22 protein-coding genes and 1 riboswitch are annotated in these 22,171 nt (G+C 70.8%); of the genes, 18 read left to right on the top strand and 4 right to left on the bottom strand.

Annotated elements, in window-relative coordinates; all coding sequences use genetic code 11:
* Positions 1-45 precede the first annotated feature (45 nt).
* On the bottom strand, positions 46-438 hold the full coding sequence (locus tag SLUN_RS06615; RefSeq protein ID WP_108147593.1) for an ATP-binding protein: 393 nt from the start codon (positions 436-438) through the stop codon (positions 46-48).
* 325 nt (positions 439-763) lie between these two features.
* On the opposite strand from SLUN_RS06615, the gene SLUN_RS06610 reads away from it, so the two are divergent.
* The 7 genes from SLUN_RS06610 to SLUN_RS06580 all read left to right on the top strand — a co-directional run bounded on the left by SLUN_RS06610 (position 764) and on the right by SLUN_RS06580 (position 8,926).
* Positions 764-3,082 (top strand): sensor histidine kinase, encoded by a 2,319-nt coding sequence (locus tag SLUN_RS06610; RefSeq protein WP_108147592.1) that lies wholly within the window; start codon positions 764-766, stop codon positions 3,080-3,082.
* Complete coding sequence (locus SLUN_RS06605; protein ID WP_108147591.1) at positions 3,075-3,545, top strand: roadblock/LC7 domain-containing protein; 471 nt, start codon at positions 3,075-3,077, stop codon at positions 3,543-3,545. The genes SLUN_RS06610 and SLUN_RS06605 overlap by 8 nt, the downstream gene beginning before the upstream one ends.
* Positions 3,546-3,548: 3 nt before the next feature.
* The gene (locus tag SLUN_RS06600; protein WP_108147590.1) at positions 3,549-3,917 is read left to right on the top strand and encodes a DUF742 domain-containing protein; all 369 of its coding nucleotides are present in this window, start codon (positions 3,549-3,551) and stop codon (positions 3,915-3,917) included.
* A 247-nt stretch (positions 3,918-4,164) separates the two neighbouring features.
* Positions 4,165-5,631 (top strand): amino acid permease, encoded by a 1,467-nt coding sequence (locus tag SLUN_RS06595; protein ID WP_371413813.1) that lies wholly within the window; start codon positions 4,165-4,167, stop codon positions 5,629-5,631.
* 10 nt (positions 5,632-5,641) lie between these two features.
* Positions 5,642-6,097: an Lrp/AsnC family transcriptional regulator gene (locus SLUN_RS06590; RefSeq protein ID WP_108147589.1), complete on the top strand. Its 456-nt coding sequence runs from the start codon at positions 5,642-5,644 to the stop codon at positions 6,095-6,097.
* A gap of 210 nt (positions 6,098-6,307) precedes the next feature.
* Positions 6,308-7,183 carry a carbon-nitrogen hydrolase family protein gene (locus SLUN_RS06585; RefSeq protein WP_108147588.1) on the top strand — a complete coding sequence of 292 codons (876 nt, stop codon included), beginning with the start codon at positions 6,308-6,310 and terminating at the stop codon, positions 7,181-7,183.
* Between the two features lie 51 nt (positions 7,184-7,234).
* A complete protein-coding gene (locus tag SLUN_RS06580; protein ID WP_108147587.1) occupies positions 7,235-8,926 on the top strand; it encodes a flavin monoamine oxidase family protein in 1,692 nt (563 codons plus the stop codon).
* A gap of 63 nt (positions 8,927-8,989) precedes the next feature.
* On the opposite strand, the gene SLUN_RS06575 is transcribed toward SLUN_RS06580, so the two are convergent.
* Positions 8,990-9,694: a DUF5995 family protein gene (locus SLUN_RS06575; RefSeq protein WP_108154568.1), complete on the bottom strand. Its 705-nt coding sequence runs from the start codon at positions 9,692-9,694 to the stop codon at positions 8,990-8,992.
* Positions 9,695-9,868: 174 nt separating this feature from the next.
* On the bottom strand, positions 9,869-11,101 hold the full coding sequence (locus SLUN_RS06570; RefSeq protein ID WP_108147586.1) for an MFS transporter: 1,233 nt from the start codon (positions 11,099-11,101) through the stop codon (positions 9,869-9,871).
* An 87-nt stretch (positions 11,102-11,188) separates the two neighbouring features.
* On the opposite strand from SLUN_RS06570, the gene SLUN_RS06565 reads away from it, so the two are divergent.
* Complete coding sequence (locus SLUN_RS06565) at positions 11,189-12,358, top strand: ROK family transcriptional regulator (RefSeq protein ID WP_108147585.1); 1,170 nt, start codon at positions 11,189-11,191, stop codon at positions 12,356-12,358.
* A gap of 30 nt (positions 12,359-12,388) precedes the next feature.
* On the opposite strand, the gene SLUN_RS06560 is transcribed toward SLUN_RS06565, so the two are convergent.
* Positions 12,389-13,135: an SDR family oxidoreductase gene (locus tag SLUN_RS06560; protein ID WP_108147584.1), complete on the bottom strand. Its 747-nt coding sequence runs from the start codon at positions 13,133-13,135 to the stop codon at positions 12,389-12,391.
* Between the two features lie 232 nt (positions 13,136-13,367).
* Positions 13,368-13,498, top strand: a riboswitch (FMN riboswitch).
* Positions 13,499-13,650: 152 nt separating this feature from the next.
* On the opposite strand from SLUN_RS06560, the gene ribD reads away from it, so the two are divergent.
* From ribD to SLUN_RS06510, 10 genes are all read left to right on the top strand, one after another.
* A complete protein-coding gene (ribD, locus tag SLUN_RS06555; protein WP_108147583.1) occupies positions 13,651-14,760 on the top strand; it encodes a bifunctional diaminohydroxyphosphoribosylaminopyrimidine deaminase/5-amino-6-(5-phosphoribosylamino)uracil reductase RibD in 1,110 nt (369 codons plus the stop codon).
* Entirely contained in the window at positions 14,761-15,369 is a 609-nt protein-coding gene (locus SLUN_RS06550) for a riboflavin synthase (protein ID WP_108147582.1), read from the top strand. It abuts the gene before it with no gap.
* Positions 15,366-16,019, top strand: coding sequence for a nicotinamide mononucleotide transporter family protein (locus SLUN_RS06545; RefSeq protein ID WP_108147581.1), 654 nt, complete (start codon positions 15,366-15,368; stop codon positions 16,017-16,019). The genes SLUN_RS06550 and SLUN_RS06545 overlap by 4 nt, the downstream gene beginning before the upstream one ends.
* On the top strand, positions 16,016-17,305 hold the full coding sequence (locus SLUN_RS06540) for a bifunctional 3,4-dihydroxy-2-butanone-4-phosphate synthase/GTP cyclohydrolase II (protein WP_108147580.1): 1,290 nt from the start codon (positions 16,016-16,018) through the stop codon (positions 17,303-17,305). Before SLUN_RS06545 ends, SLUN_RS06540 begins: the two co-directional genes overlap by 4 nt.
* Before the next feature lie 41 nt (positions 17,306-17,346).
* Positions 17,347-17,832 (top strand): 6,7-dimethyl-8-ribityllumazine synthase, encoded by a 486-nt coding sequence (gene ribH / locus SLUN_RS06535; protein WP_108147579.1) that lies wholly within the window; start codon positions 17,347-17,349, stop codon positions 17,830-17,832.
* 35 nt (positions 17,833-17,867) lie between these two features.
* Complete coding sequence (locus SLUN_RS06530; protein WP_108147578.1) at positions 17,868-18,140, top strand: phosphoribosyl-ATP diphosphatase; 273 nt, start codon at positions 17,868-17,870, stop codon at positions 18,138-18,140.
* 50 nt (positions 18,141-18,190) lie between these two features.
* Positions 18,191-19,039, top strand: coding sequence for an ATP phosphoribosyltransferase (gene hisG, locus SLUN_RS06525; protein ID WP_108147577.1), 849 nt, complete (start codon positions 18,191-18,193; stop codon positions 19,037-19,039).
* A gap of 15 nt (positions 19,040-19,054) precedes the next feature.
* Positions 19,055-19,513 (top strand): PH domain-containing protein, encoded by a 459-nt coding sequence (locus tag SLUN_RS06520; protein WP_108147576.1) that lies wholly within the window; start codon positions 19,055-19,057, stop codon positions 19,511-19,513.
* Positions 19,514-19,705: 192 nt separating this feature from the next.
* Positions 19,706-21,046, top strand: coding sequence for a hemolysin family protein (locus SLUN_RS06515; RefSeq protein WP_108147575.1), 1,341 nt, complete (start codon positions 19,706-19,708; stop codon positions 21,044-21,046).
* Entirely contained in the window at positions 21,043-22,125 is a 1,083-nt protein-coding gene (locus SLUN_RS06510; protein WP_108147574.1) for a hemolysin family protein, read from the top strand. Before SLUN_RS06515 ends, SLUN_RS06510 begins: the two co-directional genes overlap by 4 nt.
* Positions 22,126-22,171: the final 46 nt, after the last annotated feature.

Below are 22,171 nucleotides of genomic sequence, written 5' to 3'. Positions count from 1 at the left end.
GTGCCTGTGCCTGTGTCCGTGTGCCCGAGGGGGTTCCGCCGGCGGTCAGCAGGACGGCGACATCGGCCGGATCCAGGTCGCCTGGACCCGCTTGCCGTCCGGAAGGGGGCAGACCTCCACCCGGCCGGCGAGCTGCAGCACCATGTGCCAGCCGAAGCCGCCGCCGCCGGTGAAGTCGGGCTCGCGCGGCACGGGAGGCAGCGGGCTGGAGTCGTCCATCTCCACCACGAGCGTGTCCTGTCCGGCCGTCAGATGCAGCCGCCACCAACCGGCGGTGTGCCGTACGGCGTTGGTGACGAGCTCGGAGACGACCAGCAGCACCGCGTCCAGGTCCGCCCAGTCGCAGTGCTGCAGCAGAAACTCCGCGGTGGCGCGGCGGGCTCCCGCAATGTCCCTGCAGGGCGATTCTTCGATCACCACATGCGGTTCTGCGTTCATCACCGCTCGCTTACCCCAGTTGTCGCTCTTCTGTCAGCCCACGTACTTTACGCGCCGGACGGCCGGATTGACGAGAGCGCCGGATGCAGCGCTCCGGCGACCGCGGCGGCCAGAGCGGCATGGCCCTCGTCGTTGAGCTGGACTGCCGTCGAGGTGCGCGGCACCATGCGACAGGCACGACGAAGTGTCCATGGTGTACGACGTCGGACACCTCTGCCGTTACCTGCAGAAACATTGCGTGGCGCAGGCCAAGTCGCGTAGCTTGACTGCGCTTACCGGAGGGTAACCACCGCCGTTCAGTAGAACTATGTGCTCTGGGGAGACCATGCGCCGGCGATTCCGCCGCCCCACGATCCGCGGCCGGATCGTGACCCTTACCGTCATACCGGTCATCGCGCTGATGACACTGTGGACGTTCGCCATGGTCTCGGTCACCGGCGACCTGCGAGCCCTGATCCGGGTCCAGAGTGTGTACGAGGGCTTCGGCACCCCGGTCGACACCGCCGTGGGACAGATCCAGATCGAACGCCGGCTCAGCGCCGAGTATCTGGGCACGGGGCGCGAGGACACCCTGGCCACCGTCGCCGCCCTGACCGACCAGCAGCGCTCCACCGACCGGGCCGTCAGGGCCATGCGCGACGCGATCGGCGACCAGGACCGGCGTGCGGACCTCTCCCTGCGCCAGCGGCAGTCCCTCGATGCGATGGCCGACGCCGTCGACGGCCTGGAGGCCCTGCGCGAGCGGGTGCTGGCACGGACGATCTCCTGGGACGGCGCCGTCGACGCGTACACCACCCTCGTCGAGCCGACCTTCGACGTGCAGTCCACGCTCACCGCGCTGCAGGCCGGTCAGCTCGCCCGGGAGGCCCAGGTCGTCGTCGAGCTGGTGCGCGTACGGGAGTTCGTGTCCCGCGAGGACGCACTCGTCGCCGGGGCGCGCGCCGCGGGCACCCTCACCGACCGCCAGTACGACGCGCTCACCGCCACCATCGAGGACCGGCGGGTCTTCCACCGCACGTACGTCCCCGACCTCCCGGCCGACTCCCGGAAGCTGTTCACGGACTTCGCGCGGGGCGAGGAGTACCGGGCGCTGACGGCGGGCGAGGACGCCCTCCTGCGGGCCGGCGCTTCCGGTGCGGGGCAGGCCATGGCCGCCGACTCCTGGCGGACGACGACGGACCGCGCGGTCAAGCGGTACATGCTGCTGTGCACCGAATCGGCGCTCAACACCGCCGACCGCGGCCGGGCGTTCGCCTACCGGGAGATGGTCAAGGCCGCCGTCGTGGGTCTGATCGGGCTGATCGCGGTCGGCCTGTCGATCTGGTTCTCGGTGACCAGCGGCCGGCGCATCTCGCGCCGCCTGGAGGAGCTGCGCGACGCCGCCGATGTGCTCGCCACCCAGCAGCTGCCCGATGTGATGGAGCGGCTCGGCGCGGGCGAGGAGGTCGACGCGGCCGCAGCGGCCCCGCCGCTGGACTTCGGCGACGAGGAGAGGGGTCTCGACGAGATCGGCCAGGTCGGCCAGGCCCTCAACACCGCCCGCCTGGCGGCCGTGGAGGCCGCCGTCAAACAGGCGACCCTGCGCCGGGGCGTCTTCGCCGTACTGCTCAACATCGCCCGCCGCAACCAGGCGCTTGTGCACCGCCAGTCCAAGCTCGTCGACACGCTGGAACGCCGTACCAGCGATCCGGACACCCTCGAGGACCTGTTCCGGATCGACCACCTGACCACCCGGATGAGGCGCCACGCCGAGGGCCTCATCATCCTCTCGGGCGCCACGCCGGGACGCCGGTGGCGCAAGCCGGTTCCTGTGGTCGACATCGTGGCCGCGGCGGTCGGCGAGATCGAGGACTACACCAGGGTCGTGGTGCCGCCGATGCCCGCCGTGGGCATCAGCGCGGAGGCGGTGGCCGACGTGGTGCACCTCGTCGCCGAACTCGTCGAGAACGCCACCGTGTTCTCTCCGCCGCACACCCAGGTCACCCTGCGGACCGGACAGGCCGGCAGCGGATTCGTGCTGGAGATCGACGACCGCGGCCTCGGCATGGACGCGGAGGAACTCGCCCAGGCGCATCTGACCCTGGCGCGGCCGCGCGACTTCGACCCGGCGCAGGACGAGCGCCTCGGCCTCTACATCGTCGGCCGGCTCGCCGAGCGGCACGGCATCGGAGTCACCCTCACCCGGTCGCCGTACGGCGGCATCACGGCCGTGGTGCTGCTGCCCCACTCGGTCCTCGCGCCCGTCGAGCCGCCCGCGCGGACCAACGGCCAGGAACCCGTGGACAAGCCGCTGCCCGCACCGGTCCGGTCCGTGCCCACCCAGAGGACACTGGTGGCCGTGCAGCCGACGCACGACCACGCCCCGGAGGAGCCCGCCGAGCAGCCCGCCGAGCCGGGCGCGCCCGCACTCGGGCTGCCCACCCGGGTACGCCAGGCATCGCTCGCCGCCCCGCTGCGCGACGCACCGCCCGCAGCCGCCGAGGACGCCGACCGCGAGGTGTCCCCGGAAGAGATGCGCTCGATCTTCGGCGCCTTCCAGCGCGGACTCGACCGCGGCCGCGAGGGCGACCCCGCCGGCCCCGCGTCGCCGAGCTCCCCGCCGCGCACCCGCACGACCGATGAAGGGACGGACGACGATGCCTGACGGACCAACAGACGCCCCGGCTGATCAACCCGCTGATCAACCCGCTGATCAGCCCGCGGACGGTCAGGCCGGCCTCGGCTGGCTGCTCGACGATCTGCTGTCCAGGACCGATCACGTCCTCCAGGCGGTGCTGCTGACCGCGGACGGTCTGGTCAGCAGCGCCTCCAAGGGCATGGCCAGGAAGGACATCGAACATCTCTCCGCCGTCTGCGCGGGCTTCCACAGCCTCGCCAAGGAAGCAGGCAGCCGCTTCGACGCCGGGCCCGTACGGCAGACGATGGTGATGCTCGACCACGCCTTCCTCTTCATCACCCCCGCCGGGGACGGCAGCAGGCTGGCCGTGCTCTCCGACCCCGAGACCGACGTCGGACAGCTGGCCCACGAAATGTCACTGCTGGTCAGGCGGGTGGGCCGGCATATGGCCGTCCCCACGCGCTCGGCCGCCGAGGCCACCGACGCGTAACCCGTGAGCGACCACTGGTACGAGGACGAGAGCGGGCCTCTGGTACGGCCGTACACCGTGGCCGGCGGCCGGACCCGTCCCGCCGCCGAGCACAGTTTCGACCTGATGTCCCAGGTCACGGCCGTGGACCTGGACGGTCCCGAGCCACGGCTCGACCATGCCCGCAGCTCGCTGCTCGAACTGGTGCGCCGCGAGCCGCGCCCCGTCGCCGAGGTCGCCGCCGACGCGGATCTGCCCCTCACCGTCGTACGCGTCCTGCTGGCCGATCTCGTCGAGGCCGGACTGGTACGGATCTCCGCCCCGGTCACCCACGAGGGTCTCGACGACCCGGACCTGCTGCGTGAAATCGTCGACCGCCTGCGGGAGCTGTGACGCTGTCGTTCACCCGGGCGCAATGTTTCCCCGTGACACCCGTCATCGCGCAATGAATGTCCGCCGACGCGCAACAACCCTGCATTACGGGCGTGAGCTGCGGACTCGTAGGCTCATGCCCCGTACCAGGAGTGGCGGTGACCGTCTGCTCGGCGGTCCCTCCCTCATGCGCGGGCACATCCGTCATGCCCGCGGGCCGCCGCCGGTCACCCGTCGCGCCGACCCGCAGCCATGAAGGAGCCCCGCAGTGCTGGACCACGGCGAAGCCCCACCCGCGACCGCGCCATCGCCCACCACGAGCCTGCGGCTCGCCGGTCGGCTGATGCGGCGCAAGCCCGTCGAACTGCTGGTCGCCGAGGGCGGGCAGGGCGAGGGCGGCACGCTCCGCCGCTCGCTCTCCATGTGGCAGCTGACCATGATCAGCATCGGAGCCACCCTGGGCACCGGAATCTTCGTGGTGCTCGGCGAGGCCACGCCGCTGGCCGGCCCGGCCGTTGCCATCTCGTTCGTCATCGCCGGTCTCACCGCGCTGTTCTCGGCGCTCTCCTACGCCGAGCTGGCCGGCTCCATCCCGGTCTCCGGCTCCTCGTACTCGTACTCCTACGCCACCATGGGCGAGCTCGTCGCCTGGATCTGCGGCTGGTGTCTGATCCTGGAGTACGGCGTCTCGGTCGCGGCCGTGGCCGTCGGCTGGGGCGAATACCTCAACGAGCTGCTCGACGGCACGCTCGGCATCACCATCCCCGAGTCGGTGTCCGCCCCGCTCGGCGAGGGCGGCTTCATCAACCTCCCGGCCCTGGTCGTCATCCTGCTCGCCATGGTGTTCCTGATGCGCGGCGCCAAGGAGAGCGCCCGGGTCAACACGATCATGGTGGTCGTCAAGATCGTCACCCTGGTGATCTTCTGCGCGATCGGCTTCATGGGCATCAAGGCCGGCAACTACACCCCGCTCGCCCCGCTCGGCGTGACCGGCATCAGCGCCGCCGCGGCCACCCTGTTCTTCTCGTACATCGGCTTCGACGCCGCCTCCACGGCCGGTGAGGAGGCGACGAACCCCAAGCGGGACCTGCCCCGGGCGATCATGCTGTCGCTGCTCGTCGTCACCGTGCTGTACTGCCTCGTCGCCGTGGTCGCCGTCGGCGCCATGCCGTGGCAGGACTTCGAGGGCACCGAGGCCGCCCTGGCGCAGATCATGAAGGACGTCACCGGTCACAGCTTCTGGAGCGTCGTCCTCGCCGCCGGTGCGGTCGTGGCCATCGCCAGCGTCGTCTTCGCCGTCCTCTACGGCCAGACCCGCATCCTGTTCGCCATGGCCCGCGACGGTCTGGTCCCCAAGGTCTTCGCCAAGGTCGACGCCCGCACCGGGACCCCGCGCGCCAACACGCTGATCGTGTCGCTCTTCTGCGGTGTGCTTGCCGCGACCATCCCGCTCGGCGAGCTGGCCAATGCCACCAGCATCGGCACGCTCTTCGCGTTCGCGCTGGTCAATGTGGCCGTCGTGATCCTCCGGTACACCCGGCCCGACATGCCGCGCACCTTCCGCGTGGCGCTGTTCCCGGGGACCCCGATCCTGGGCCTGCTGTTCTGCCTCTACATGATGTTCAGCCTTCCGGGCGTCACCTGGGCGGTCTTCGGGGGCTGGATGATCGTCGGCCTCGTGTTCTACTTCGTTTACGGCATGCGCCGCTCCCGACTGGCCACGGCAGAGAAGTGATCCACCCGCAGTGCGACTGAACGATCTCGACGAACGCATCGTCCACGCCCTTGCCGAGGATGCCCGCCGCTCCTACGCGGACATCGGCTCCGAGGTGGGCCTCTCCGCCCCCGCCGTCAAGCGGCGGGTCGACCGGCTGCGCGCCGAAGGAGCCATCACCGGTTTCACCGTACGGGTGGACCCCAAGGCACTCGGCTGGGCGACCGAGGGCTTCATCGAGATCTACTGCAGCCGCAACACCTCGCCCGAGTCCATCGAGCGCGGTCTCAAGCGCTACCCGGAGATCGCGTCCGCCTCCACCGTCACCGGTGACGCGGACGCGATCGTCCAGGTCTTCGCCGCCGACATGAGGCACTTCGAGCGAGTGCTGGAGCGCATCGCGGGCGAGCCCTTCGTGGAGCGCACCAAGTCGGTGCTGGTGCTCTCCCCGCTGCTCAGACGCTTCTCGTCGGGCGCACCCACCTAGAGGGAGCCACCTGGCCGTCTGCGACCGCAGCCGTGGGGGCGTACGACCAGGGTCGGATCGGGTCCCGCGCAATGAATCACCGCTGCGGGCGCCGATTGCGCAACGGATCCACCTGCTGCGCGCAACGGTCGTGCCTTGTCCGGGGGGAACGCCGGACCGTACCGTTCTTAACGTCTCCCTCACACCCGCACAGACTGCCCGAGGTCAGCCATGCCGCCGCTGCGCACCGCCTTGCTCCAGAGTTCCGGCCGACCGGGTTCGGTCGCCGGGAATCTCAAGGTGCTCGACGAGGCCGCGGGCCGCGCCGCGGCCGCCGGCGCCGGGCTGCTGGTCTGCCCCGAGATGTACCTGACCGGGTACGCCATCGGCGACGACATTGGGCGCCTGGCCGAGCCCGCGGACGGCGCCGGTGCGCAGTCCGTCGCCGAGATCGCGGCACGCCATGGCATCGCGGTCATGTACGGCTACCCCGAGCGCGACGGCGAGCGAAGCGAGATGGGGGTCCCCCCGGCCGAAGGCTGGGGGAGAAGCGAGATGGGGGTACCCCCGGCCGAAGACCGGGGGAGGATCTTCAACTCCGCGCAGCTGATCGGCCCGGACGGCGACCGGCTCGCGAACTACCGCAAGACCCACCTCTTCGGCTGCTTCGAGCAGCAGTGGTTCACCCCGGGCGAGCAGCCTGTCGTCCAGGCCGAGCTCGGCGGGATCCGGATCGGCATGCTGATCTGCTACGACGTGGAGTTCCCCGAGAACGTCCGTGCGCACGCCCTGGCCGGCACCGATCTGCTGCTGGTGCCCACCGCCCAGATGCACCCGTTCCAGTTCGTCGCCGAATCCGTCGTCCCGGTGCGGGCCTTCGAGAGCCAGATGTACATCGCGTACGTCAACAGGACCGGACCGGAGGGTGAGTTCGAGTTCGTCGGGCTCAGCTGCCTCGCGAGCCCCGACGGCGCCACCCGGGCCCGCGCGGGACGCGGTGAGGAGCTGGTGATCGGCGAAGTGGACCCAGGCCTGCTGAGCGCATCGCGCGAAGCGAATCCGTATCTGCGCGACCGCCGCCCAGGCCTGTACGCCTCCCTGATCTGAACCCCGTCCCCGCTCGCCGCTCACCCTTTCCGTGCAAGGAGTCCGCACCCCATGACGTCCACTGTGCCCACCGCTGTCCAGCACACCGACGCGCAGCCGCCGATCACCATGTTCGGTCCGGACTTCCCGTACGCGTACGACGACTTCCTCGCCCACCCCGCGGGCATCGGCCAGATACCGGCGACCGAGCACGGCACCGAGGTCGCGGTCATCGGCGGCGGGCTCTCCGGCCTCGTCGCCGCTTACGAGCTGATGAAGATGGGCCTCAAGCCGGTCGTCTACGAGGCGGACCGGATCGGCGGCCGGCTGCGCACCGTCGGCTTCGACGGCTGTGTCCCGGAACTGACCGCCGAGATGGGCGCGATGCGCTTCCCGCCGTCCTCCACGGCGCTTCAGCACTACATCGACCTGGTGGGCCTGACGACCGAGCCCTTCCCCAACCCCCTTTCCCCCAGCACCCCGTCGACCGTCGTCGACCTCAAGGGCGAGTCGCACTACGCCGAGACCATCGACGATCTGCCGCAGGTCTACCGCGATGTCATGGACGCCTGGAACGCCTGTCTCGAAGAGGGCGCCGACTTCTCCGACATGAACCGCGCCATGCGCGAGCGCGATGTGCCGCGGATCCGTGAGATCTGGGCGAAGCTGGTGGAGAAGCTCGACAACCAGACGTTCTACGGCTTCCTCTGCGACTCCGAGGCCTTCAAGTCCTTCCGGCACCGCGAGATCTTCGGCCAGGTCGGCTTCGGCACCGGCGGCTGGGACACCGACTTCCCCAACTCCATCCTGGAGATCCTGCGCGTCGTCTACTCCGAGGCGGACGACCACCACCGCGGCATCGTCGAAGGCAGCCAGCAGCTGCCGCTGCGGCTCTGGGAGCGCGAGCCCGAGAAGATCGTTCACTGGGCACAGGGCACGTCCCTGAAGTCCCTCCACGAGGGCGACCCGCGCCCGGCCGTGACCCGGCTGCACCGCACCGCGGGCAACCGGATCACCGTCACCGACGCCTCCGGTGACATCCGCACCTACCAGGCGGCCATCTTCACCGCGCAGTCCTGGATGCTGCTGTCCAAGATCGCCTGTGACGACTCGCTCTTCCCGATCGACCACTGGACGGCGATGGAGCGCACTCATTACATGGAGTCGTCCAAGCTCTTCGTCCCGGTCGACCGGCCGTTCTGGCTGGACAAGGACGAGGAAACCGGACGCGATGTCATGTCGATGACGCTGACCGACCGGATGACGCGCGGCACTTATCTGCTGGACAACGGCCCGGACAAGCCCGCCGTCATCTGCCTCTCGTACACGTGGTGCGACGACAGCCTCAAGTGGCTGCCGCTGTCCGCGAACGAGCGGATGGAGGTCATGCTCAAGTCGCTGAAGGAGATCTATCCCAAGGTCGACGTGCGCAGCCACATCATCGGCAACCCGGTCACCGTCTCCTGGGAGAACGAGCCCTACTTCATGGGCGCGTTCAAGGCGAACCTGCCCGGCCACTACCGCTACCAGCGGCGGCTGTTCACCCACTTCATGCAGGACAGGCTGCCCGAGGACAAGCGCGGCATCTTCCTCGCGGGTGACGACATCTCCTGGACGGCCGGCTGGGCCGAGGGCGCCGTACAGACCGCGCTGAACGCGGTGTGGGGCGTGATGGCGCAATTCGGCGGTACGACCGACCCCAGCAACCCCGGCCCCGGTGATCTCTACGACGAGATCGCACCGGTCGAGCTGCCGGAGGACTGAGCTTCCGTCCGGGGCCGGCCGCGATCCGGCCGGCCCCGGACGGTCATCAACTTCTCGACCGCGTCAGGGCAAGGGGGTGAGCAGGCAGCGCCCCACGAGCCCGACACCCGTGTCCAGCCGTTCGGTGAACTCCTCGGCCAGGCCCGGGAATTCCCGTACGCCCCACAGCAGCCGCGCCGCCGACCAGGCGCCGTCGCGGGCCCGGTCCAGGCTCCAGGAGCCCAGCAGATGCGTCAGCGGATCGGCGAGCTCCAGCAGATCGGGGCCCGGCATCAGATCCTCGCGAATACGCTCCTCCAGCAGCGTGAGGATGTCGCCCACGCGCTCGAACTCACCCTCCAGGTCGGCCGGTTCGCAGTCGAGGGCACGACTCGTGTCCACCACCGCAAGCGCCAGATCGTGCCCGATATGCGCATTGATACCGGCGAGGGCGAACTGGACCGGCCGTACGCCGGGATGGCGCCGGTACTGGAAGAGCGGCCGCCAGCACGCCGGTGCCCGGCGCCCCTGAGCCACTGTCTCGACGGCCGTCAGATAGCGCCGGGCGAAGAGGACGTCCAGGGTGACGGCGGCCCGCCGGTCGGGGAACCCGCCGCTGTCGATACGCCGGCCGATCTCCTCCGTCACGGCCAGATAGACCCGGTTGAAGACGGCGACTCCGTCCGTCGCCGGCCAGTCGGAGCGGTACGAGCGCATACGCGCCACCACGGAGTCGACCGGGGACGTTCGGCTGCCGGCCCGCGCTGCGAACTGTTCCGTCTGCGCCATGGAGGCAGCGTCCCAGCCGTCGGCCAGATGGCGCACTGACCGGACGGGGCTTCCCCAGAACGGGGGACCCCGAATGGCGGCTACCGCCGGGAAGCGTCGTCGTAGTCCCATCCGTGAACCGTGCGCGGGGCATTGTCACCCGTAACCGGCAGCCCTACGCTCGCACGGTCTCGTTCATGAATCCCGTTCGCACGCTTCAGACCCCGCCGGGCGGAGGTTGTTCGCGGCGCCGGACCTCGCGCTCTCCCGTCCCGCCGACCGCAGCACCCCCGCCCCCAGGATCAGGCCGAAGGCAAGCGCCGTCACCAGAGTGAACGACACCACCAGACTCGTGGCGTCGGCGACCGCGCCGATCGCCGAGGGGGCGATCAGGCCCGAGGTGTACGTGATCGTGGCGACGCCCGCGATGGCCTGACTCGGATGGGGGCCGCTGCGTCCGGCCGCCGCGAAGGCCAGCGGTACGACGACGGCGACGCCGAGCCCGATGAACGCGAAGCCGGCCATCGCCACGGCCGGATGGGGTGCCAGGACCACCAGCAGCCCGCCCGCGGTCGCCAGCACGCCGCCCACCCGCACCGTGCGCACCGGGCCGAAGCGGTCCACGATCCGGTCGCCCGCGAACCGCGCCACCGCCATGGTCAGCGCGAAAGCGGTGGTGGAGGCGGCCGCGAGACCGGGCGATGTGTCCAGTACGTCCCGCAGGAAGACCGCCGACCAGTCCAGGCTCGCACCCTCCGCGAACACCGCGCAGAACCCGACCGCGCCGATGGCCAGCGCGGACTTGGGCGGCAGCGCGAACCTCGGCGGCGGCTGCTCGTCGGGGTCGCTGCGCAGATCCAGTACGCCCTGGCAGGCGATCAGCCCGAGCGCGGTCAGGGTCGCGGCCGCGAGGGCGTGGTGCAGCCGGGCGTCGCTGCCGAGATGCGCGGCGAGCGTGCCGCCGGCGGAGCCGATCAGCGCACCGGCGCTCCACATGCCGTGCAGGCCCGACATGATCGACCGGTCGAGCCGGTTCTCGATCTCGACGCCCAGGGCGTTCATGGCCACGTCGGACATCCCCGCCGTCGCCCCGAACACGAACAGTGCGCCGCACAGGGCGAGCAGATCCGGCGCGAAGGACGGCAGGGTCAGCACGAGGGTCCAGAGCACGATCAGTCCGCGCAGCGCGTTGCGCGCGCCGAAGCGGTGGCTGATCGCCCCGGCCAGCGGCATCGCCACCGATGCGCCGAGCGCGGGGAAGGCGAGCGCGAGACCGAGCTGCCCGGCGCTGACCGCCGCATGGTCCTGAATCCACGGGATGCGGGTGGCGAAGCTGCCGGTGACCGCGCCGTGCACACAGAAGACGGCGGCCACGGCGTACCGCGCCCGCTTCAACTGCGGTTGCCCGAAGACGACTTCGCTCGCCATGCCCACCCTCCCCGTAGCAGTGCTGCGTAAACTATCAGGAACCCTGCCTGATAAATAGTCGCGGCAGCTGTCTGGAAGGATTCCGGCATGCCCGCATCCCCGAGCACCGCCCGGGCCATCAACGACCGGCTCGCCCTCCGGCTGCTTCAGCAGGAAGGCCCGTTGACGGCAGGGCAGCTGAAGACCATGACCGGACTCTCCCGTCCCACCGTCGCCGATCTGGTGGAGCGGCTGCAAGGATCCGGCCTGATCCAGGTCGTCGGCGAGTCGGGCGCCGAGCGCCGCGGCCCCAATGCCCGGGTGTACGGGATCGTCGCCGACCGCGCCCACCTCGCCGCCCTCGACGTACGCACCAGAAGCGTGACCGTCGTCGTCGCCGATCTGCTCGGCGTCACCCTCGCCGAGGCCTCACTCCCCATCGGCAGCGACACCGGCACCGAGCCCGCCGTCGAGCGGGCGGTCGCCCTGCTGGAGCGGACGGCGCGGGAGGCGGGTGCGTCCAGGCTGCACAGCGTCGGCATCGGCGCGCCCGGCCTGATCGACCCGGTCAGCGGCGAACTGCGCGACACCAGCGGACTGCCCGCCTGGCACCGGAGCCTCGTCGCCGCCCTCCAGGAGCGCCTGCCTGCCAGGGTTCTCGTCGAGAACGAGACCAATCTGGCGGCCGTCGCGGAACAGCGGCTCGGCGTTGCCCGCGACCGCGACACGTTCGTGTTCCTGTGGCTCGGCCACGGGATCGGGGCGGCCCTCTTCCTGGACGGCAGGCTCCGCCGGGGCGCGTCGGGCGGCGCGGGGGAGATCGGTTTCCTGCCTGTGCCCGGCACGACGGGGCTGCCGGCCGCGGACGACTGCGAGGGCGGCTTCCACTCGCTGGCCGCGTCGGCCGCGGTCTGCGCGCTCGGCGCCCAGTACGGCATCGAGGCGGCGGAGTCCCAGGAGCCCCGGGCCGCATCCGTCGTCCGGGCCGCGGTCGCAGCCGGACGGGGCGACTTCCTCGACGCCCTGACCCAGCGGCTCGCCCTCGGCGCGGCGGCGGTCGCCTCCGTCCTCGACCCGGGCTGCGTGGTCCTCGGCGGGGAGGTCGGCCACGCGGGCGGCACGGAACTGGCCACCCGGGTCGAGGCGCGGCTGGCCGAACTCACCCCGCTGCGTACGGAGGTACGGGCCGGAAAGCTGGGCGGCGCCGCGGTGCTGAGCGGAGCGCTGCTGACGGCCCGCGAGGCGGCCCAGGACGAGCTCTTCGCGCCGGGCGCGTGAGCACGCGGCGCATGAGCAAGCGGCGCGTGCTCAGCCGAGGCGCTGCGTCAGGAACTGCTCGAACGTGACCTTCCCGACGGCCCGTTCGGGCGTCAGGTGGTCACCGGCCCGGTAGCCCGCGTACGCCTTCCCCGCCAGGCGGACCGGCAGCAGCGGGCGACGCCGGCCGCGGGCGCGGAGATAGGCCCGCGCCAGGTCCGGCAGCGGGCGGATCTCCGGACCGCCCATGTCCTCGACCCGCCCGGCTGGACCTGTGACGGCCAACTCGGCCAGCCGTTCGGCGACTTCATCCGTGTCGATGGGCTGGACACTCACCCCGGACGGCAGCGGCATCACCGGCAGCCGGGCAGCGCCCGCCAGCATGCGCAGCACCAGGTCGTGGAACTGGGTCGTCCGCAGAATCGTCCAGCCGGGTCCCGACTCCCCGGCCTCCTCGATCATCCGCTCGACCTTGCGCTTCATGACGTAGTAGCCGAGCGGCAGCCGGTCCACGCCGACGATCGAGATGTAGAGGAGATGCCGGACCTCGGCACGCCGCGCCGCGTCCAGCAGCCTCGAGGCTGCCTCGTCATCGCCTCCACGCGGAGCGGAGGCGCAGTGGACGATCGCGTCCACGCCCTCGACCGCCGCGTCCAGTCCCGTGCCGTTGCGCAGATCGACGGCGTACGCCTGGGAGTGGCGGCTGAGCACCCGTACCTCGTGTCCGCCCTCGCGCAGCTTCGCGCTCACCCGACTGCCCAGCGTTCCCGTACCGCCTGTCACCAGGATCGAAGTCATGGGAGCAGCGTGCCAGAGCGCGGGGAGCCCGGCGGCGGCAAGGGCCGGGACTCCGCCGCCGGGCGGTCGATTCCCCGCGGTGCACGGAGGTGCCGCAGACAGTAAATGGACTAGACCAGTGCGTCAATAGTGTGAACCAATCAGTCCGGATCGGCGGCCCTGTGAGCCAGGCCACAACCGTTCACTCGCATGGCCCCCGACCAGGCGTGGCACACTGGCCCTGTATCAGCAGCAGCGCACTCCGGGGTCGGTGTAATTCCGAACCGGCGGTTACAGTCCGCGACCCGTCCGCATCCAGTGGCCGGTTGACCAGGTGAAATTCCTGGACCGACGGTGAAAGTCCGGATGGGAGGCAGTGCGCGGCGGGCGACCTTTCCGGTACGTCGGCCGTAGTGGCTGATCGCCGTCGTCGGCGATCGGCGTGCTCGGCCCAGGCGTTGCTGTGAATTGTTGTCCCGCTCTCTGTCGACATCGACAGGCCCCGGAGTCCGTGCCCGAAAAGGCAGGAGGACCCGGTGGCCACCGCAGCCGACGCAGACGCCATGCGCCGAGCGATTCAGCTCGCCGCGCGCGGACTCGGCTCCACCAGCCCCAACCCCATCGTCGGGTGCGTCATCCTCGACGCCTCCGGACAGCCCGTCGGCGCCGGGTTCCACCAGCGCGCCGGCGGCCCGCACGCAGAGGTCCACGCCCTGCGCGACGCCGGAGAGCGTGCCCGCGGCGGCACCGCGTACGTCACCCTCGAACCCTGCAACCACACCGGCCGCACCGGCCCCTGCGCCCAGGCGCTCATCGACGCCGGGATCGGCCGGGTCGTGTACGCGGTCGGCGACCCCAACCCGCAGGCCACCGGCGGCGGCGACACCCTGCGCGCCGCCGGGATCAAGGTCGAGTCGGGCCTGCTCGCCGACGAGGCCGAAGCGGGCAACATCGCCTGGCTCACCTCCGTACGCCTCGGCCGCCCCTACGTCCTGTGGAAGTACGCCGCCACCCTCGACGGCCGGATCGCCGCCCAGGACGGCACCAGCCGCTGGATCACCTCGTCCGAGTCCCGCGCCGACGTCCACCGGCTCCGCGCCGAGGCCGACGCGGTGATCGTCGGCTCCGGCACGGCCCGCGCCGACGACCCGCACCTCGCGGTCCGCGGCATCGAAGGCGCCGTCAACGAAGTAATGCCGTCAGGCACTCAGCCGCTGCGCGTCGTCGTCGACACCGACGCCACCGCCGTACGGCCCGGAGCCCGCGTCCTCGACGACGCCGCGCCCACGCTGATCGCGGTCGCCGAGGACGCCGAGACCGAACTCCCCGATGTCGTACGGCTGCCGAGAGCCGACCGCGGCCTGTCCGTAGCGGCACTGCTGGAAGCCCTGCACCAGCGCGGTATCCGTTCCGTACTCCTCGAAGGCGGCCCCACGCTCGCCGGCGCCTTCGTCGCCGCGGGAGCCGTCGACAAGGTCGTCGGCTATCTCGCGCCCGTACTCCTCGGCGCGGGCCCCGCGGCCCTCGCCGACGCCGGAATCTCCACGATCACCGAGGCGTTGCGCCTCGACGTGACAGAGACCGTCCGTATCGGCCCCGATCTGCGCATCACCGCCGTCCCCGCAACCACCCCCAAGGAGCGCTGAGTGTTCACCGGAATCGTCGAAGAACTGGGTGAGGTCACCGCCGTCGAGAACCTCGGCGACTCCTCCCGCTTCCGACTGCGCGGCCCCGTCGTGACCGAAGGCGCCAAGCACGGCGACTCCATCGCCGTCAACGGCGTCTGCCTCACCGTCGTCGACTTCGGCGACGGCGAGTTCACCGCCGACGTGATGGCCGAGACCCTCAATCGCTCCAGCCTCGGCGCGCTCGAGACCGGCTCCCGGGTCAACCTGGAGCGGCCGATGGCCATCGGCGACCGGCTCGGCGGGCACATCGTCCAGGGCCATGTGGACGGCACCGGCACCATCGTCGAGCGGAAGCCGTCGGAGAACTGGGAGCTCGTGAAGATCTCCCTCCCCGCCGACCTCACCCGCTACGTCGTCGAGAAGGGCTCGATCACCGTCGACGGAGTGAGCCTCACCGTCGTCGACGCCGGGCCCGACTACTTCACCATCAGCCTCATCCCCACCACCCTCGCGCTGACCACGCTCGGCATCAAGCAGCCCGGCGACCCGGTCAACCTCGAGGTCGACGTCATCGCCAAGTACGTCGAGCGGCTGCTCGGCGCCGACGCCAAGGAGAACGTGAAGTGAGCGCTCTGTCCTGGCTCAACTCCGAGGCGTTCACGGCCTTCGACCAGCACATCATGTGGTCCGACATGATCGGCAACACCGTCGGCCTGGTCGCTCTCGCGCTCGGCTGGCGGCGCTCGATATGGACGTGGCCCGCGCAGTTCGCCTCCGGTGTCATCCTCGTCGGGGCGTACGCCTCCGCCCATCTCAGCGGCGGCGTCGGCAAGCAGCTCCTGGTCATCGGCGTCGCACTGTGGGGCTGGCGGCAGTGGACCCGAGGCCGGCAGCAGGCGCAGGACGGCTCCATCGCCGTCCGCTTCGCCACCTGGCGCGAGCGCGGCTTCCTCATCGCCGGTGCGGTCGTCGGCACCCTCGCCGTCGGCACTCTCTTCACGCTCTACCCGTCGCTCTCCTGGAGCCCGTGGGCGGATGCGTACATCTTCGTGGGGACCCTGGTGGCGATGGTCGCCCAGGCCCGCGGTCTGATCGAGTTCTGGTTCGCCTGGCTGCTCGTCGACCTCGTCGGCGTGCCGCTGGCCTTCAACAGTGGCCTGGCCTTCTCCGGCCTGGTCTACGTGGTCTACTTCGCGCTCGTCCTGTGGGGCCTGCGCGACTGGTGGCTGCGCTCCCGAGTGAGCGCCAAGCCCTCCCTGGAAGGAGCGGCAGCATGACTGCACTGCCCACCTGGTACTCCACCGACAACGTCGAGGACTTCGCCCTCGACCCGGTCGAGCAGGCCATCCGCGACATCGCGGCGGGACGGCCCGTCGTGGTCGTCGACGACGAGGACCGCGAGAACGAGGGGGACCTCGTCGTCGCGGCCGAGAAGGCCACGCCCGAGATCATCGCCTTCATGATGAGCGAGTGCCGCGGCCTGATCTGCGCCCCCATGGAGGGCGAGGAGCTGGAGCGGCTCGACCTGCCCCAGATGGTCGAGCGCAACACCGAGTCGATGCGGACGGCCTTCACCGTCTCCGTCGACGCGGGCCCCGCCTACGGCGTGACCACCGGCATCTCCGCATCCGACCGCGCCACCACCCTCCAGCTCCTGGCGAGCGGCGAGTCGGAGGCGTCCGACTTCGTACGCCCCGGCCATGTCTTCCCGCTCCGTGCCAAGCCCGGCGGTGTGCTGGTGCGCAACGGCCACACCGAGGCCGCGGTCGATCTCGCCCGGCTCGCGGGGCTGCGCCCGGCAGGCGCGATCGTCGAGATCGCGGGCGAGGACGGGGTGATGCTGAGGCTGCCCGATCTGATCCCGTTCGCCCGCAAGCACGGCCTGACGATCATCTCCATCGAGGACCTGATCGCCTACCGCCGTTCCTCCGAGCCGACCGTCAAGCGCGAGGCCGAGGTCCATCTGCCCACCTCCTTCGGCGAGTTCACCGCGTTCGGCTACCGCTCCACCGTCGACGGCATCGAGCACGTCGCCCTCGTCCACGGCGACATCGGCGACGGCGAGGACGTCCTCGTCCGCGTCCACTCCGAGTGCCTGACCGGCGACATCTTCCACTCGCTGCGCTGCGACTGCGGCCCCCAGCTGCAGGCGTCCATGGAGCACATCACCGAGGCGGGCCGCGGCGTGGTCGTCTATCTGCGCGGCCACGAGGGCCGCGGCATCGGCCTGCTGTCCAAGCTGCGGGCCTACGAACTCCAGGAGCGCGGCCGCGACACCCTCGACGCCAACCTCGAACTCGGCCTGCCCGCCGATGCCCGCGACTACGCGGCAGGCGCGCAGATCCTCGAGGACCTCGGCGTACGCAGCCTGCGGCTGATGACCAACAACCCCGACAAGACCGCCGCGCTCGTACGGCACGGTCTCACCGTCCACGGACGCGAGCCGATGCCCGTCCAGGCGGGCGAGCACAATCTCCGGTACCTGCGCACCAAGCGGGACCGGATGGGGCACGACCTGCCCTGGCTCGACCCCGCAGGCACGTCCACCTGCGGCAACCAGTAAGCCTGAGCGACAAGCACGTCAGTAAGCGTCAAAGGAGAGACATGAGCGGCAAGGGTGCACCCGAACTGTCCGTCCGCAACTGCGGCGACCTGCGGGTGGCGGTGATCGCGGCCCAGTGGCACGAGAAGGTCATGGACGGCCTCGTAGACGGCGCCCTGCGCGCACTGCACGAGCTGGGCATCGACGAACCGACGCTGCTGCGTGTGCCGGGCAGCTTCGAGCTCCCGGTGGTCGCCAAGGTGCTGGCGGGCCGCGGCTACGACGCGATCGTCGCCCTCGGCGTCGTCATCCGCGGCGGCACCCCGCACTTCGAGTATGTGTGCCAGGGCGTCACGGGCGGCCTCACCCAGGTCACCGTGGACACCGGCGTCCCGATCGGATTCGGCGTCCTGACCTGCGACACCGAGGAGCAGGCGCTGGACCGCGCCGGTCTGGAGGGATCGAACGAGGACAAGGGCCACGAGGCGGTCACCGCCGCCCTCGCCACCGCCGCCACGCTGCGTGCCATCAGCGAACCCTGGCGCTGAGTGGCGCGGGCGCACCCCTTACTCTTGGGACCATCATGGCGAACAAAACCTTCGAAGAGCTCTTCGCCGAGCTGCAGCTCAAGGCGAAGAACGGCGACCCTGCCTCCTCCCGTACCGCCGAACTGGTGGACAAGGGAGTGCATGCCATCGGCAAGAAGGTCGTCGAGGAGGCCGCCGAGGTCTGGATGGCCGCCGAGTACGAGGGCAAGGAAGCCGCCGCCGAGGAGATCTCGCAGCTGCTGTACCACGTCCAGGTGATGATGGTCGCGCGCGGGATCTCCCTGGACGACGTCTACGCCCACCTCTGAGCACCACCCCCGACCCCGTACGGAACACGCGAACAAAGGAAGCCCGTCCCATGCTGCGCATCGCCGTCCCCAACAAGGGTTCACTGTCCGGACCTGCGTCGGCGATGCTCCATGAGGCCGGCTACCAGCAGCGCAAGGAGTCCAAGGAGCTCGTCCTCGTCGACCCCGAGAACGAGGTCGAGTTCTTCTACCTGCGCCCGCGTGACATCGCGATCTACGTCAGCTCCGGCAAGCTCGACATCGGCATCACCGGCCGCGATCTGCTGCTCGACTCCGGCGCCAACGCCGAGGAGATCCTCCAGCTGGGCTTCGCCCGCTCCACCTTCCGCTACGCCACCAGGCCCGGCACGGCCACCGGCGTCGGCGACTTCGGCGGAATGACGATCGCCACCTCCTACGAGGGCATCGTCGCCAAGCACCTCGCCGACGAGGGCATCGACGCGTCCGTGGTCCACCTCGACGGCGCGGTCGAGACGGCGATCCAGCTGGGCGTCGCCCAGATCATCGCGGACGTCGTGGAGACCGGCACCAGCCTGCGCAACGCCGGTCTGGAGGTCATCGGCGAGCCGATCATGAAGTCCGAGGCGGTCGTCGTCCGCCGCACCGGCTCGCCCGCCGACGACCCCAAGGTGCAGCAGTTCCTGCGCCGCCTCCAGGGCGTCCTGGTCGCCCGCAGCTACGTGATGATGGACTACGACTGCCGGGTCGAGCACCTGGAGCAGGCCGTCGCCCTCACCCCGGGCCTCGAGTCCCCGACCATCTCGCCGCTGCACCACGAGGGCTGGGTCGCCGTCCGCTCCATGGTCGCCGCCAAGGAGGCGCAGCGGATCATGGACGATCTGTACGACCTCGGCGCGCGGGCGATCCTCACCACGGCCATCCACGCCTGCCGTCTCTGAAGGATGTCCGACACCATGTCCGCGCCCGCGCCCCAAATCCCCGCGCTCCCGGTCACGTTCAGGCCGACCCGTACCCGGATCGTCCTGCTGACCGTGGGCGCGGTGATGTTCGCCGTGATCACCGCGGTCGCCCTGCTGCTGGAGAAGCTGAGCGCGGGGGAGCGGAGCAGCTTCATCTTCACGGCGCTGGTCTTCCTCGGCGTACTGGCCCTGCTGAGCCGGCCCAAGGTCGTCGCCGACGAGCAGGGCGTCACTGTCGTCAATCTCACCCGAACGCGCCAACTGGCGTGGGCGGAGATCCTGCGGGTGAATCTGCGCCCCGGTGACCCCTGGGTCTTCCTCGACCTCAGCGACGGCACCAGCCTGCCCGTGCTCGGTATTCAGCCCGGTATCGCCAGGGCGCACGCCATCAGTGACGCCCGCGCCCTGCGGGCCCTCGCGGAGAGCCGCGGCACCCACCCCGACGAAGACTGAGCGGCGATGCCCCTGCCGCGTCCGCCCCTCGCTTGATTACTCTGGTGGACGGCGGGCGCCGACGGCGCCCCGCTCCGCATGTCACGGCCCCCAGCGGCCCGCGGGGCACCTGCGACCCGAGGAGTGACTCCCTCCAGCAATGGACGGATCGTCCGGTAGTACCTGCGCCGCCCCCTCCCAGGAGGCGGCGGCATGATCATCCCTCTTCTGCTGCTCGCCGCGGCATTCCTCCTGATCCTCGCCAACGGCTTCTTCGTGGCGGCCGAGTTCGGCCTCGTCACGGTGGAGCGGCCCGATGCCGAGCGCGCCGCCGCCGAGGGCGACCGCCGCGCCCGCCGCGTCGTCACAGCGCTGCGGGAGCTGTCCTTCCAGCTCTCCGGCACCCAGCTCGGCATCACCATCACCTCGCTCGTCGTCGGCATGCTCGCCGAACCCGCGCTCGCGCAGCTGCTCGACGGGCCGCTGACCGCGACCGGACTGCCCGAGGGTGCTGTCCCCGGGTTCGCCGTGGTCATCGGGATGCTGCTCGCCTCCGCCGTCCAGATGGTGATCGGCGAACTCGTCCCCAAGAACTGGGCGGTCTCCCGTCCGTTGCAGGTCGCGCGGTTCGTCGCGGGCCCGCAGCATCTCTTCTCGACCGTCTTCCGCCCGGTCATCACCCTGCTCAACACCGTCGCCAACCGTCTTGTGCGGCTGCTGGGCGTCGAGCCGACCGAGGAGCTGGCCTCCGCCCGAACCCCCGGTGAGCTGGTCTCGCTGGCCCGCCACTCGGCACGCGCCGGAACACTGGAGCAGGACACCGCGGACCTGTTCGTACGGACCCTCTCGCTCGGCCATCTCACCGCGCAGCATGTGATGACCCCGCGCGTGAAGATGAGCGCCCTGCAGAGCGACGCCACCGCGGCCGACGTCCTCAACCTGACCCGCGCGACCGGTCTTTCGCGCTTCCCCGTCTACCGGGAGCGCATCGACGAGATCGTCGGCATGGTCCACCTCAAGGACGCCCTCGCGGTGCCCGCCGACGAACGGCTGCGCACCCGGCTCGACCGGGTCGCCGTGCCGCCGCTGCTGGTGCCCGAGACGCTGCCCGTGCAGCAGCTCCTCGAGCGGCTGCGCAGCGAGCAGCCCATCGCCGTGGTCGTCGACGAGTACGGCGGCACGGCCGGGGTCGTCACCCTCGAGGACATCATCGAGGAGCTCGTCGGCGAGGTCCGCGACGAGCACGACGCCGAGGCCGACGCCCAGCCCGAGCTTGCCCCCGTGGCCCCGGAGGACGGCAACCCCGCCTGGGAGGCCGACGGCAGCTGCCGGGTCCTCACCCTGCGCCGGATAGGTCTCGATGTGCCCGACGGGCCGTACGAGACGGTGGCGGGCCTCGTCGCCGATCTGCTGGGGCGCATCCCCGCCCCCGGCGACCGGGCCGAACTGCCCGGCTGGCGGCTCTCGGTCCGCCAGGTGGACCGCTACCGCGCCGAGCGGGTGCGCCTGGTGCGTACCGCCGACGTCCCTGCCCTGACGGAGGCCGCGCGATGAGCGTCCTCCAACTCCTGTTCGCACTGCTGCTGGTGCTGGCGAACGGGTTCTTCGTCGGAGCCGAGTTCGCCCTCGTCTCCGTACGCCGCAGCCAGATCGAACCACGCGCGGCCCAGGGCTCCACACGGGCGAAGCAGGTCCTGCACGGACTGGAGAATCTGCCGCAGATGATGGCGGCCGCGCAGTTCGGCATCACCATGTGCTCGCTGACGCTGGGCGCGGTGGCCGAACCGACCGTGGCGCGCCTGCTGGAGCCCCTCTTCCACGCGGTGCATCTGCCCGAGGGGCTGATTCATCCGCTCGGCTATGTGATCGCCCTGGCCGTGGTCGTCTTCCTGCACCTCGTCATCGGCGAGATGCTCCCGAAGAACCTGGCGATGGCCGCCCCCGAGAAGACCGCCCTCTGGCTCAGCCCGGGTCTGGTCGCCTTCGCCCGGCTGTGCCGCCCGGTCACGGCGGGCCTCGGCGCCTGTGCCCGGCTGGTGCTGCGGGCCTTCCGCGTCGAGCCGAAGGACGAGGTGGAGGCGGTCTTCACCAGCGAGCAGCTCAACCGTCTCGTCGAGGACTCGGGACAGGCGGGGCTCCTCGATCCCGGGGAGCAGGAGCGGCTCGAGGACGCGCTGGAGCTGGGCAGCCGCCCGGTGACGGATGTGCTCATCGCCCGCTCCGCCCTGATCACGGTCGCTCCGTCGGTCACCCCGCGCCAGATCGAGGAGCTGACGGTACGGACCGGATACTCCCGTTTCCCGGTCTGCGCGGAGGGCGAAGGGCCGTTCATGGGCTACCTCCACGTCAAGGACGTACTCGACATCGAGGACCGCGAACGGGCCGTGCCGCAGCACATCTGGCGCCCCATGGCGACGCTGCGCGTGGAACTCCCCCTGGACGACGCGCTCACCGTGATGCGCCGCGCGGCCACGCACCTCGCCCAGGTCGCGGACGCGTCCGGGCGGGTGCTGGGCCTGGTCGCCCTGGAGGACGTCCTGGAGATGCTGGTCGGCGAGGTCCGCGACCCGTCCCACCGGGTCACCGTGCCCCGTACGCCGCTGGCCGGCCGGGACACCGCCCTGGTCGGCTGAGCGCCCGCGTCCGGTCGGCTGAGCGCCGACGGCCCCTGGGGGCCGT

Source organism: Streptomyces lunaelactis, from assembly GCF_003054555.1.
Lineage (GTDB): Bacteria > Actinomycetota > Actinomycetes > Streptomycetales > Streptomycetaceae > Streptomyces > Streptomyces lunaelactis.
Note: the sequence above shows the minus strand (reverse complement) of the source record. Positions and strands in the feature narration are given on the sequence as shown.